Annotated in this window: 11 protein-coding genes and 1 pseudogene; 7 read left to right on the top strand and 5 right to left on the bottom strand. The window is 62.3% G+C overall.

Going from position 1 to position 13,487, the window contains the following annotated elements; translation table 11 throughout:
• The 4 genes and pseudogenes from A3840_RS16545 to A3840_RS16530 form a co-directional block, all read right to left on the bottom strand.
• Window positions 1-1,323: pseudogene (locus A3840_RS16545) on the bottom strand (hypothetical protein); the annotation flags it as partial.
• 126 nt (window positions 1,324-1,449) lie between these two features.
• On the bottom strand, window positions 1,450-2,319 hold the full coding sequence (locus A3840_RS16540) for a helix-turn-helix domain-containing protein (RefSeq protein ID WP_082903978.1): 870 nt from the start codon (window positions 2,317-2,319) through the stop codon (window positions 1,450-1,452).
• Window positions 2,320-2,597: 278 nt separating this feature from the next.
• Complete coding sequence (locus A3840_RS16535; protein ID WP_067459434.1) at window positions 2,598-3,560, bottom strand: AraC family transcriptional regulator; 963 nt, start codon at window positions 3,558-3,560, stop codon at window positions 2,598-2,600.
• Window positions 3,561-3,665: 105 nt separating this feature from the next.
• A complete protein-coding gene (locus tag A3840_RS16530; protein ID WP_067459431.1) occupies window positions 3,666-4,037 on the bottom strand; it encodes a DoxX family protein in 372 nt (123 codons plus the stop codon).
• Window positions 4,038-4,244: 207 nt separating this feature from the next.
• On the opposite strand from A3840_RS16530, the gene A3840_RS16525 reads away from it, so the two are divergent.
• The 7 genes from A3840_RS16525 (at window position 4,245) to uvrB (ending at window position 11,552) form a co-directional block, all read left to right on the top strand.
• Window positions 4,245-5,531, top strand: coding sequence for a PQQ-dependent sugar dehydrogenase (locus A3840_RS16525; RefSeq protein ID WP_067459428.1), 1,287 nt, complete (start codon window positions 4,245-4,247; stop codon window positions 5,529-5,531).
• Between the two features lie 172 nt (window positions 5,532-5,703).
• Window positions 5,704-6,042: a PadR family transcriptional regulator gene (locus A3840_RS16520; RefSeq protein ID WP_067459425.1), complete on the top strand. Its 339-nt coding sequence runs from the start codon at window positions 5,704-5,706 to the stop codon at window positions 6,040-6,042.
• Complete coding sequence (locus tag A3840_RS16515) at window positions 6,035-6,673, top strand: hypothetical protein (protein ID WP_067459422.1); 639 nt, start codon at window positions 6,035-6,037, stop codon at window positions 6,671-6,673. Before A3840_RS16520 ends, A3840_RS16515 begins: the two co-directional genes overlap by 8 nt.
• Window positions 6,674-6,677: 4 nt before the next feature.
• On the top strand, window positions 6,678-7,697 hold the full coding sequence (locus A3840_RS16510) for an alpha/beta fold hydrolase (RefSeq protein ID WP_067459419.1): 1,020 nt from the start codon (window positions 6,678-6,680) through the stop codon (window positions 7,695-7,697).
• Window positions 7,589-8,269, top strand: a complete 681-nt coding sequence (locus A3840_RS16505) for a spermidine synthase (protein WP_067459416.1) — start codon at window positions 7,589-7,591, stop codon at window positions 8,267-8,269. The genes A3840_RS16510 and A3840_RS16505 overlap by 109 nt, the downstream gene beginning before the upstream one ends.
• Before the next feature lie 80 nt (window positions 8,270-8,349).
• Complete coding sequence (locus tag A3840_RS16500) at window positions 8,350-8,808, top strand: DUF3597 domain-containing protein (protein ID WP_067459412.1); 459 nt, start codon at window positions 8,350-8,352, stop codon at window positions 8,806-8,808.
• Window positions 8,809-9,059: 251 nt separating this feature from the next.
• Entirely contained in the window at window positions 9,060-11,552 is a 2,493-nt protein-coding gene (gene uvrB, locus A3840_RS16495; protein WP_425388859.1) for an excinuclease ABC subunit UvrB, read from the top strand.
• Between the two features lie 147 nt (window positions 11,553-11,699).
• Here the strand turns inward: uvrB and A3840_RS16490 are convergent.
• Window positions 11,700-13,487: NACHT domain-containing protein (locus tag A3840_RS16490; protein WP_131798356.1), on the bottom strand; the 1,788-nt coding region annotated here is incomplete at its 5' end.

Raw genomic sequence — 13,487 nt, 5'->3', positions numbered from 1 at the left:
CGGCAGCCAGGTCAGGAACTCGCCCGCATTGGCGATGCCCGCCGCCGCATAGAGCGTCTGGTGATATTCCTCGACATCCATCAACCCGCCGCCAGGTCCGGGGCCAGGGCCAGGGCCGGGACCGGGGCCGGGTCCGGGCCCTGGACCAGGCTCGTCATCCTCCACTCGCGCGATATAGGCGCGGTAATCGCCCTCCGCATTCTGCATCATGCCAGCGACGATGTTGCCATTGCCGGCCACGGCGCTGGCGCGGCTGAAATGCAATTCCCCGACATCGACACCGTTCTCAATCAGCCAGTCTCCGACATAGACCATCCCGCTGTCTTCCTCCCAGCGGAAGGCGGCCGAATCCGACTCGTCACCGCGAAGGGATTGGCCCACGACGACCTTCCCATTCCCGGAAACGGCGACGGCGACGCTCTGTTCTTCATAGCCGGCCAAATAGCCCAATCCCTGCATTTCGGGATTTCCCTCGCCGCCCGCCGTGCCATCCTCGACCCAGCGAAAGGCCTCGCTATTGCCTCCCAGTCTGCTCGACCTGCCCACGACCACAGTGCCGTCGTCGGACACCGCATTGGCCTCGGATGTCTGGCCGCCCAATGTGCCAAGATAGCGGATGCTCTGATGACCTTCCCGGATATTCTCGATGCCCCAGCGCACCGCAACGCCCGTTTCCACGCCTGCCATGTTGACGCTGGTGCCGACCACGTAGCGGCCATCGCCACTAACGCCTTTCGCCACCGACCCCACGCCGCCATCCAGCGGCATGAGGGCGAACATCTGCTCATCAACGGATTCCCCGTTCTGCGCACCCTCTACCCAGGCAAAGGCCAAGGACTGGTTCAGCCAGGAATCGGCGCGCCCCACCACGATCGAACCATCGTCGCTGACATCATACGCGGTCGACCGACCGCCATTGTCGGTGCGCAGGGTACCCAGATCGACAATGCCGGTGCTCTGCGTCCAGCGGAAGGCGCGGGTCCGCACATAGGGGTCCACAGCCATGCCCACCAGCGCATTGCCGTCCCCCGAAATGGCCGTAACCGCCGAATTGACGTTCCGGTCCAGGCCACCAACACCGGTCATGCCGTCGCCATCCCAAAGATAGCCCTGCCCCCTTGCATCGCCGAACCCGTTCACCGCGGCCCGGGAACCATCGCTGCTCAGCCCGACGACCTCATAGCCGCGATGGATCTCGTCGTAGAGATCGATCACCGTCGCGTCCTGAGCTTGCGCGGCCGGGGCCAATGCCGTGCCGGCCATCAGCACGGAGGCCAGAAGCCGATGCCGCTTGTTCCCTGTCGCAAGAGCCTGCGCAGCCATGAAAATTCTCCCACAAAGCAAAAGCCGGCCGATTGGACCGGCTTTGCCAAGTAGTGGACTGCATTGTGCATCTCAACGCGCGGGCCTTGCTGGCATAATCATTGCCAGCAGCCATAATGGCGCCCGCTATTCCTCCGCATCGGCATGGCGGCGATAGAGCCCGGGCGACATGCCGAACCGCCGCCGGAAGGCGGTGATGAAATTGGAGACCTGATTATAGCCGACCGCCCAGGCGAGCTGCTTGAGCGGGATATCCAGCCCCTCCTCCAGCATTTTCCGGGCCAGCAGCAGCCGCTCCTCCATCAGGTAGTGGAACACCGTCATGCCGACCAAATGGCGGAACCCAAGATTGAGCCGCTTGGGCGTCAGCCCCACCATGGCGGCCAGTTCCGTCAGGCTCGGCGGCTCGCGCAGATTGGCCAGCAGCCGCTCCCGCGCTTCCCGCACCCGGATCAGTTCGCGCGTGCTCAGTTCGCGGCGCAGTACCGGCGCATCCACCAGCAGGTCGGTCTGGTGCGCCAGCAATTCCAGCGTCTTGCCTTCCTGGTAGAGCTCGGCGGCCCGCCCCTGGTAGAGCGGGGACAGCAATTCCTGCGCCGCGCGTCGCGCTTCCAGCGGCATGGGACGGCTCAGCGCCACCGGCTTGCTCCGCCCCTCCAGCACATCCACCAGCATTTGCGGCAATCCGTCCTCGCTGGCGATCAGTTCGAGCGCATCGGGCGTCAGCATCAGGGTGACGGCGTTGTAATCGGCCTTGCCGGCAATGTCGTAGCTCAATTGCCGCTCGGAGAGGCTCACCACATACATCTGCCCCGGCACCCGCCAGTCGAGCTTGTCATTGCCCTCCGCCGCAAGGCTTCCCATGCCGCCCAGCAGGCACCCGATCAGCAGGTTCCGCGACGGCATCGGCCCGGTCGGCGCGATGGTGAAGCCCTGTGGCGAGGAGCCGCCGCCGGTAAAGACCGAGACCCCGTCCCGCAGCACGGCATGCGACATGGAAAGCCGGAACGGCGGTTCGCCGGTGACGATCCGGCCATTGTTCTCGAAATCGAGGATGCCGTCCTGCGGCCCGCTATCGAAGGCGAAACTGCGCCTGGTGCCGGTCGGATGGGGTTTCGCCGAGTCCCAACGGATTGAATTTGCTCTTATCGCTCGAGCTCCACACAGAAAAAGGCAAAGACCGCCCCTTACTGTCTGGTCCGCTCAAGACAAGCGCTGCGCCCGTTCTGAATAATTCTCGCCGCTGACGCAAAATTCATGCGAAAGCGGCGGCCTCAATTCACCGATTGGCCGCGATAGGATCCCGGCGGCATGCCGAAGCGGCGCCGGAAGGCGGTGACGAAATTGCTCACCTGCCCATAGCCCAATTCCCATGCCAATTGCTTGAGCGGCATGCTCGAGCCCTCCTCCAACGCCCGCCGCGCCGCGTCCAGCCGCGCGTCGCGTAGATAGGCGAAGGCCGTCATGCCATAGACATCGCGGAAGCCGCGATTGAGCCTTTTGGCCGGCAGCCCCACTTCCCGCGACAGCGTTTCGAGATCGGGCGGCTCGCGCAGGTCGAACAGCAGCCGATCCCGCGCCATGCGCACCTTGGCCAGCTCCCGCGCATTGAGCCCGCCGGCCTCGGCCACCCCGCCAAAGGCCGCCAATTGATGCGCCAGCAATTCCAGCACCTTGGCCTGCCGGAACAGCTTCTGCATCGTGCCCTCATAGGGCGAGCGCAGCAGTGTATGCCCCAGCGCCCGGATCGCGGCGGGCAAGGGCGACATGTCGGAAATATCGTCCTTGTTGCCCTCCAGGGCCTGCCGCACCAGGTCCGGCGCCGTGCCGTCGCTGCCCAGCATGTCCAGCGCCTCGGTTTCCAGCCGCAGCGCCACGGTGCGCCAGCCGCGCTCGGCATCGATCTGGTAGCGCACCCGCCGCTCGATCGGGGTCAGCACGTAGAAACGCCCGTCATCGCGCCAATGCTGGTCGTCGCACCCTTCCAGGCTCACCGTGCCGCGGCTCGACAGGATCGAGCCCAGGATGATGCGCCCGCGTTCGGGTATGTCGCCCTCGACGTCGATGCCGAACCGGCTGTTCCCGCAGGCCTCGCCGCGATAGAGCCACACGCCCGGCAGCACCGGCGCTTCCTCGAGATAGGCCTTGACGTCGCCCCGCCGGAAGCGGACCTGTTCAGACCGGTCGAAATCATATGCCACCGAGCAGGCGCCGCTCGAAAACAACCAATCGGTCATGACATTCTCTATATTGTGAAGGCGCAGACGCTACGGCAATTGCGGCCCCTGTCAATACTTTGCTGTTATGCGCGCCGGACAGCAAACAGGCCCGGCGCGCCCGCGCTAGCGGATCAGCGGGAATACGCCGCGCACCTTGGCCTCGCGCAGCCACAGGGCCACCCAGATGGCGACGCCCAGATAGATCGAGAACAGCGTGTGGCTGAACAGCGGATTGTCCACCCGCAGATTGGCCGCCAGCGAACCGCCCAAAAGCCCCGTGAACAGCACCGCGCCAAGCAGGGCCGTGCGCGGGATCAGAAACAGCACCACGCAGCCGAGCTCGATCACCCCGATGAGCAGCAGGTATTTCGCCGGCCAGCCGACGACCTCCATCGCCGCGATGGCGACATCGAGCTGCAGAAATTTCGGCGCCACCGACGCCCCCAGCATGAACAGGGCGATCAGCCCGCTCAGCACCCAACCGGCAATTTTCATCTCATCCCTCCTTCGCGGCACCCCGCCGCCATGCCCTGGCGACGATCCACTGCGGCCCATTTCGACACGAGCCCCCGCGCCGCGTTCCGGTTTTCGTGATCGGCCTGGGTGCAACGTTTCTCCACCCGGGAACTTAGTCGAGGTGAACCTAAAAGCAGATTTTTCCGAATTTGCCTTTATCGCCAACACTTTACTGTGGATTTCGCAATGAAGCTTTCGCTCCTTCTCGCCGGTACGGCGCTTTCGTTCTCGCTGCTGGCCCCCGCTTTCGCCCAGGATGACGCCGCTACGCCGGAAGAGCAGGTCGAAGGCATGGCCCCCGCCGAAGGCGGCGATGCCAGGGCGGGAGAACCGGCCGAGACCCAGCCGCCCAATGCGCCGGATCAACAGCCCGCCTTCCCCGAACAGACCCGTGCGCCCCAGCCCGCCGAGCCCACGCCCGTGCGCCAGGAGGTGATCGCGCAGAACCTGCCCCAGCTCTGGGCCATGGAATTTCTGCCCGACGGCCGCATGCTGGTCACCGCCAAGCAGGGCGCCATGTATATCGTCAATGAAAGCGGCGATGCCGGCCCGGAAATTTCTGGCCTGCCCGAAGTCGATGCCCGCGGCCAGGGCGGCCTGCTCGACGTGGCGCTCGCCGCTGATTTCCAGGAGAGCGGCCGCATCTTCTTCTCCTTTGCCGAGCCCCGCGAGGGCGGCAATGGCACCGCCCTGGCCTCGGCCATCCTGATGCTCGACGAGGCCGGCGGCGGCGCGCTCGAAGATGTCTCGATCATCTTCAGCCAGGAGCCGACCTATGATGGCGACAAGCATTTCGGCTCCCGCATCGTGCCCGCCGGTGACGACATGCTCTATCTCACCGTCGGCGAACGCTCCGACAACGAGGTCCGCGACCAGGCCCAGGAACTGGCCAGCGGCTTCGGCAAGGTCTTCCGCATCGACTACGAAGGCAATGCCATCGCGGACAATCCCTTCATCGACACCGAGGGCGCCCTGCCCGAGATTTGGAGCCTGGGCCACCGCAATACCCAATCGGCAGCCCTCGATGGCGAAGGTCGCCTCTGGATCGTCGAACACGGCGCCCGCGGCGGCGACGAGCTCAACCGCCCCGAGCCCGGCTTCAATTATGGCTGGCCCGACGTGGCCTATGGCATCGAATATAGCGGCGATCCCATAGGCGGCGGCATCACCGCCGACGCTGAAACCGAACAGCCGGTCTATTACTGGGATCCGGTCATCGCCCCCTCCGGCATGGCATTCTATGATGGCGACGCCATCCCCGAATGGAGCGGCGCCTTCATCATCGGCGGCCTTGTCTCCACCGGCCTTGTCGTCGTCCACCTGGACAACGACCTGGTGGCCAGCGAGGAACGCATTCCCCTCGAAGCCCGCGTCCGCGACGTCCGCGCCGGTCCCGACGGAGCCGTCTACGCCGTCACCGAAAACCCGGACAACGGCACGTCCAGCATCATCCGCATAACCCGCGACAGCTAAGCCGGTGCCCTCATTTGGGGTAGCAACTCACGCGGCCGACCCGGCTCCTTCCCTCCCTCCCCCTTGTGGGGGAGGGCCGGGGTGGGGGGCCAGCAAGCACGAGACGATCGAGCCCGCCCATTGACACACCTATCATCTCTAGGCATCATACCTAGAGATGATAGGTATAAAAATGGCCCCCAACTCCTCCCCCTTCCTCAATGGCGTTCCCGAATTGCTGGTCCTGCGCCTGCTACGCGACCGCGAAATGTATGGCTACGAAATCGTCCAGGCCATTCGCGGCGCCAGCGGCGAAACCATCAGCTTTGCCGAAGGCGTCATCTATCCCCTGCTCCATGCGCTTGAGCGCGACGGCGCCCTGACCACGCGCCGCCAGACCATCAATGGCCGCAGCCGCGTCTATTACAGCGTCACCCCTGCCGGCACCGGCCGCCTGCAGGCCCTGGCGGAGCAATGGCAGAATCTCAACCAGACCATCGCCGCCATCCTGGCGGAGCCCCGCCATGCCTGATCGCCTGCTCGCCCTTCGCGAGGATTTGCTCCGCGCCGGCCTCGCCCCGCGCCATGTCGAGCGCTACCTGGCCGAACTCTCCGATCACCGCGCGGACATTGCCGAAAATCTGCACGCGGCCGGCCTTGCGCCCGAAGCGGCCCGCGCCGAGGCCGAACGCCGCCTGGGCGCGCATGACGCCCTGCTCCTGCCCATGCTGGCGGATCGCCGTTTCCGCAGTCCCGCCGCCCGCTGGCCGGCCCTGTTCTACCTGCTGCTGCCGCTCGCCATCCAGGCCGCGATCATACTGGCCGGCATCCTCGCCTTACTCCTGGCGGCCGCCACCAATCTGCGCCCCGTCATTGCCGATCTCGGCGACATCCTTGCCCTGGTCCTGCTCGCCGCCCCGATCGTCCTCGCCTGGCTGATATTGGTCGCCGCCCATCGCCGCCGCGCCGGCCTCCATTGGCCGCTGCTCGGCATTGCCGCCGGTATTCTGCTGGCGGCGGCGCTCCGGCTCCATGTCGCCGCCCCCATGCCCGGCGCCGCCGGCCAGATCGGCCTGACGCTGGGCCTCCCCGCGCCCCTCCCGCTTCTGGTCCTGGCCCTGGTCTCGCTGCTGCCGCTTTCCCTGCACCGTCGTCCGGAATGACATCATGAAATCGCTGCTTACTCTCCTCCTGCTGGCCCTGCCGGTGGGCATGGCCAATGCTGCCCCGCAAAGCCGCCAGCTTGCCCGCCCCGATGGCGGCACCATCCATTACACGCTCGATGCGCCCCCCGGTGAAAGCGCCGGCCTGCTCGTCCTGGCCCAGGGCTCCGATTGCCGCCCGGCAGCCGGCAATGCCAATCTCGCCGTCATCCGCGCCGCCTTCCCGGCCTATACCGCGGTCATCGTCGAAAAATCCGGCATCAGTCCCGATAGTCCGGTTCAGCATGGCAACAGCGATTGCCCGCCGGAATTCCGCGACACCTATACCCTCTCGGGACGCATCGCCGATTACCAGACCGTGCTCGCCGCCCTGGATGCCGATCCCGCCAAGACCATCCTGTTCGGCGGATCCGAGGGTGGCCTCGCCATGGAAGCCCTCGCGGCCCGTTTCCACCCCGCCGCGGCCATCCTGCTGTCCGGATCGGTCGGCGAAACCTTCGGCGACATGGTGCTCGCCTCGGTCCCGCCCCAGGGCCGGGCCATTGTCCGCGCCGGCTTCGAGGCGGCCCGTGCCGATCCTCATGGCAGCACGCTCCTTTCCGGCCATACCCATCGCTTCTGGGCCGATGCTCTCGACCACCGCTCCTCCGATTATCTCGAAGCCACCGACACGCCGTTCCTCCTGATCCATGCGCGCCCTGCCCGACCGTTTCGCCGCCCAGGGCCGTTGCAACCTCATTTATTGGGAATTTCCCGCCCTCGACCACGGCATGACCGACCCCGCCGGCCGGTCGCGCCTGCCCGCGATTGCCCGCCTGGCCGCCGCCTGGGCCGAGCAGCCCCTGCCCGCCTGTTGACCCGCCATGGCCTGATCCCTACTGGTGGGCGCCGTTCTCCGCCCGCCAAGGATCGTCCATGCTGCCCTGGGTCAAACTCGATGAAGCCAATGTGCCCGGCGGCGACGTGCTCCGGCTCATGCAGCGCGGCACCGAATTCTCCATCATGTCCGGCACCACCGAATTGATGAACAGCCGTCTCAGCGGCTCCGAGGAGCAATTGGCCATTCTTTCCGCCGCGCGCCTGGCCGGACGGCCCCGGCCGCGCGTGCTCATCGGCGGCCTCGGAATGGGCTTCACCCTGCGCGCCGCTCTCGCCGCCTTCCCCGCGCAGAGCGAACTCATCGTGGCCGAGCTGGTGCCCCAGGTCATCGCCTGGGCCCGCACCGCGCTCGCCTCCATTCATGGCGACAGCCTCGATGATCCCCGCGTCACCCTCTATCAAGGCGATGTCGCCGCCGCCATTGCCGGCGAAAATCCCTTCGACGCCATCCTGCTCGACGTCGACAATGGCCCCGACGGGCTCTCGCGGCCCCAGAACGACCGCCTCTACAGCGCCAATGGCCTCGCCATCGCCAGGGCCGCGCTCCGGCCCGGCGGCCACCTCGCCGTCTGGTCTTCGGCGCCCGACGCGCATTTCACCCGGCGCCTGAAGCAATCCGGCATGGCCGTGGCGGAAGTGCCGGTGCGCGCCACCCGCTCCGGCAAGGGCGCCCGCCACCACATCTGGTTCGCCACCAGGCCCGGCAAGCCCGTTTGAACCCAGCCATCACAAAGCCTTGATCTCGCCGTCAGATTCCGGATTGAATGCCAGGACCGGAACACGAAAGGATCAGATCCATGGGCTTTTTTGACGACATCAAGAACAGGATTTTCGGCGCCCCCGCTCCGGCCGCCGCCCCGGCCGGCGCGGCGCGCCCCGCCGCCGGCGCGAATGTCGCGGCCCAGCAGCAGGCCGCTGTCGATGCCGGCATGGAGGCCGCCAACAAGGTAATCGCCGAGGCCCTGGCCAAAAAGCAAGCCGAAGCCCAGGCCGGTACTCAGGTCGATGTCGCCGCCGTGCTGGACGCCGCCGTCGCCGCCTCCGGCCAGAAGCTCAACTGGAAGACCTCCATCGTCGACCTGATGAAGGCCCTCAAGCTCGATTCCTCGCTCGATGCCCGCAAGCAGCTTGCCGACGAACTGGGCTATCAGGGCGACAAGTCCGACAGCGCCACCATGAATATCTGGCTCCACAAGCAGGTGCTGGCCAAGCTCGCCGCCAATGGCGGCAAGGTGCCCGAAAGCCTCCTGGCCTGATCGATATCCGCCTGCTGACGCCTCCTGTCAGCAGGCCCGTTCCCTCTCCGTTCGCGGGGTGCTAATCTCGCCGGGAACATTGCATTTGCGCGCCTCGTTCCCCATCTGAGTCGCATTCCCAGATCGCGAGCATTTTCATGGCCCCCAAGTCCACCCGTCCGGGCAAGGCTGAGTTTTCCATCGACGACTTCTTCGCCGAAATCGAAAAGGCCGAGGACATCGCCGCGTCCAAGCCGCTCTATGCCGAGCGGATGAAGAACAAGCGCGCCCTGGATCGCGCCGAGGCGGCCGAGAAGGAAGCGGCCCAGCCGAAAACCGCGCTCGAAAAGCGCCGCACCACCAAGGCCAATCACGACACCGCCACCGGCATGGCCAGGAAAACCGGCAAGACCAAGATCAATTCGGTCGATCGCGTCGATTTCGACGGCATGGGTGAAGCCCCCCAGGCCGGCTTCGGCCACGTCCCCGCCTCCAGGGTCAGCGCCCGCGACATTTCCCGCGTCGCGGCCACCGATCCCGAAGCCATGGCCAAGGTGCGCGAGGCCCTCGACGCCTCGGTGAAGAAGAACAAGGCGCGCAAGTCCGAGGACGTCTCCAACGCCACCACGGTCGGCGTCACCGCCACGGTGAAGGCGCTCGAGCAGATCATTCTCCACGGCCGCAAGGAAGTGGAAGGCTCCGCCCCCTGGGTGCCGCACCGCCCCGAGCGCCCGGTCAAGGTCGGCAAGTCCCAGCCCTTCCGCCTCGCCACCGATTATACCCCCGCCGGCGACCAGCCCACCGCCATTGCCGAACTGGTGGAAGGCGTCGAGAACGGCGAAACCGACCAAGTCCTCCTCGGCGTCACCGGCTCGGGCAAGACCTTCACCGCCGCCCAGGTCATCGCCCGGACCCAGCGCCCGGCGCTGATCCTCGCGCCCAACAAGACCCTGGCCGCCCAGCTCTATTCCGAGTTCAAGGGCTTCTTCCCCGACAACGCGGTCGAGTATTTCGTCTCCTACTACGACTATTACCAGCCCGAGGCCTACGTCCCGCGCACCGATACCTATATCGAGAAGGAATCCACCATCAACGAGCAGATCGACCGCATGCGCCACTCGGCCACGCGCGCGATCCTCGAACGCGACGACGTCATCATCGTCGCCTCGGTCTCCTGCATCTACGGTATCGGCTCGGTGGAAGACTACACCGCCATGACCATCGACGTGCAGAAGGGCGAAAAGATCGACCAGCGTCAATTGCTCGCCAAGCTCGTCGCCCTGCAATACAAGCGCGGCGATACCGGCTTCGTGCGCGGCACTTTTCGCGTGCGCGGCGACACCGTCGAAATCTTCCCCGCCCACTATGAAGCCGCCGCCTGGCGCGTCACCCTCTTCGGCAACGAAGTGGAAGCGATCACCGAATTCGATCCGCTGACCGGCAAGAAAAGCGCCGACCTCACCTTCATCCGCGTCTACGCCAATTCCCACCACGTGACGCCGCGCACCACCATGAACCAGGCCATCAAGCAGATCCGCTCGGACCTCGCCGCGCGCCTGCAGGAACTCAACGGCGCCGGCCGCTTCCTCGAAGCCCAGCGGCTGGAACAGCGCACGCTTTTCGATCTCGAAATGATGGAAGCCACCGGCTCCTGCGCCGGCATCGAGAATTATTCGCGCTATTTCTCGGGGAGAAAACCCGGCGAGCCACCCCCGACCCTGTTCGAATATCTCCCCGACAATGCGCTGGTCTTCGTCGACGAAAGCCACGTCACCATCGGCCAGCTCGGCGCCATGTATCGCGGCGACCTGCGCCGCAAGGCGACCCTGGCCGAATACGGCTTCCGCCTGCCGAGCTGCATGGACAATCGCCCCCTCCGCTTCGAGGAGTGGAACGCCATGCGCCCGCAATCGGTCTATGTCTCGGCCACGCCCGGCTCCTGGGAAATGGAACAGACCGGCGGCGTCTTCGCCGAACAGGTCATCCGCCCCACCGGCCTCATCGATCCCCCGGTCGAAATCCGCCCGGCCACCCATCAGGTCGACGACGTCATCGACGAGATCCGCACCACCATCAAGGCCGGCTACCGCACCCTCTGCACCGTCCTCACCAAGAAAATGGCCGAGGACCTCACCGAATATATGCACGAACAGGGCATCCGCGTGCGCTACATGCACTCGGACGTCGACACCATCGAGCGCATCGAAATCATCCGCGACCTGCGCCTGGGGGCATTCGATGTCCTGGTGGGCATCAACCTCCTCCGCGAAGGCCTCGACATCCCCGAATGCGGCCTCGTCGCCATTCTCGACGCCGACAAGGAAGGGTTCCTCCGAAGCGAAACCTCCCTCATCCAGACCATCGGCCGCGCCGCCCGCAACGTCGACGGCAAGGTGATCCTCTACGCCGACAAGGAAACCGGCTCGATGGAACGCGCCCTGGCCGAAACCAACCGCCGCCGCGAAAAACAGATCGCCTACAACCTCGCCAACGGCATCACCCCCCAATCGGTCAAAGCCCGCATCAACGACATCGTCGATAGCGTCTACGAAAAAGACCACGTCACGATCTCCATCGGCAAGGGCAAGGACGGGAAAGAGAAGACGGTTACCGGCGATAATCTCGCGACGGTCATCAAGGACCTGGAACGCGAAATGCGGGAGGCCGCGACGAATTTGGAATTCGAGAAGGCGGCGCGGTTGCGGGATGAGGTTAAGCGGTTGCGGGAGATGGAGTTGGATACGCTGGAGGGCGAAGTCAGTTAGCTGTGTAGATTCTCACGTGCCCTTTGGAGGTGTGCCAGCAGGGAGATAAAGAATCACTCGCCACTCTCTCGCATGCGGCAGAGCCTTCAGCATCAATTAAGCACATCACAAAATACACGTCTTCTTTATATGTTGCAGCACACAGAACTATAAACCGGCGAGGAAACTGGTCGCAGCCTCTCTAGTTCTCTTGCGCTTATGCACATCGTGCATCTTATTTCGCAAAAATTTCACCTGCGCCTGCCATTTTTCAACTTCGTCAGCAAGAAATCCTTTGCATAAGTAAGCCTGCCTTTCTGTAGCAGCGAAGTCCGTATCATCCAAGTTCGCGCGAACGCCATCGTCGTCGTCTACACTAATGGTTTGATTTCCGAAATCTATAATGACCAAGACTGCACGTTCGTTGTTTTTGTTTCTCCTCTTAATGATTTTTAATAAAAACTTATGCATCGACTGTATCTCATTTTCTCGAGACACAGATTTCCCCGTGGTGAATTCAAAATCCGCCGAAAAATCCAAACTCAAGCAACGGCCTGCGATCCGACAGAACTTCATAGGCCCACTGGCGATGTAAAGACTATCCTGCAACATGACCGATTGCCCAACATTCCCGGCCACCAAGAAGAACCACTTTGCCCTGACCCTTTGAAGAATACCCTTCGTGTCAAATTCCTTTGAAACAATACCATCAAAGAATGATTTATTTTCACGATATTGAGGGCATAGGAAGTAATCATCAACAATATCTGCGTTCATTTCATACGTCATAGTATAAAATTTGTCGTCTGCGCGATCAGGCATCTTGAGCAGCACATCACTCATCTTCGCACTAAAAAAATTGACAACAGCGTAAGCCGCGAAATACTCCTGGAAAGAACGATGAACAAAAGAATAAATCTCGCCTTCCTTATATAGAAGGTTCACGGATTCTACAGCTTCATCCAAGAAATTTTCGATATCCACTGCAATACCAGATCTCGTCACAGCGGCACTGACCAAACTTCGCACTTCTCCAGCACCAAATGATGTACTCATCTGACCATAAGTCATGAGAGAAAATATGGAGAAAATTTTACAGAACTGATCTTCGTCTAGGGACGTTTTTCGTTGCCGCGTGAACGACTCTTTATTTCCATCGTGTAGGGAATACAGGGTTTGAAAAGCGTATCGGTAAAAAAGATGTATTTTTTCAGGCACATCGGCAAACTGCCTATACATAAGCAACATCATAAGTGCCAACAAAGGCGTGCTCAAAAAATCTGAAAACTCTTCAAATTTCTCCTTCTTGTCAATGATTTCAGCAATAAAACGCCGCCTAACATCTTTATCAAAATCAACTGATTGTATAACCATTTTGATTTGCTTCTGATCAAAGGCCGCCGCATGGTAAGTTGAAAACTGCTCCCAAGCGCTAAACCTGCTGTCCTTGCGAGACGAGATCACAAACCCACATCGTGGGTAATTATTCGCAAGATCAAGCAACTCTCTCTCGGCATCGATACGAACATCGTCCTTTATTTCGTCAAAAGCATCAAACAGGAATACAAAACGACCATCATCGCAAAGCGCTCTAAATTCGTCGTCAGAAAAATTTGAACTTCCATCGCTTATTGTAAAGCGAAGATAACTTTCGAGATGTAAGTCTGAAATGTCGTTGAGTTTTTTTAGCTCAATGAATACCGGGATCCTACCTTGTGGATTACCATAAATCGCCAACCACAAATACGTTAGGAATACTGTCTTTCCGATACCACCAAATCCTTGCACGACAAATCTATGGTTATCTCTCGCTAATTGACACAAATTCTCGTCTGATACACTCTCCTGCCCGCAAATATACTTAGAGTGGACGTAGATGTCCTTCAAATTGTAAGTGCGATCCTTATCGATAATGAGCCTAGGTCCTGTTGACAAAGTATGGCATCCATATCCTTG

It is taken from the genome of Devosia elaeis, from assembly GCF_001650025.1.
GTDB lineage: Bacteria > Pseudomonadota > Alphaproteobacteria > Rhizobiales > Devosiaceae > Devosia > Devosia elaeis.
Note: the sequence above shows the minus strand (reverse complement) of the source record. Positions and strands in the feature narration are given on the sequence as shown.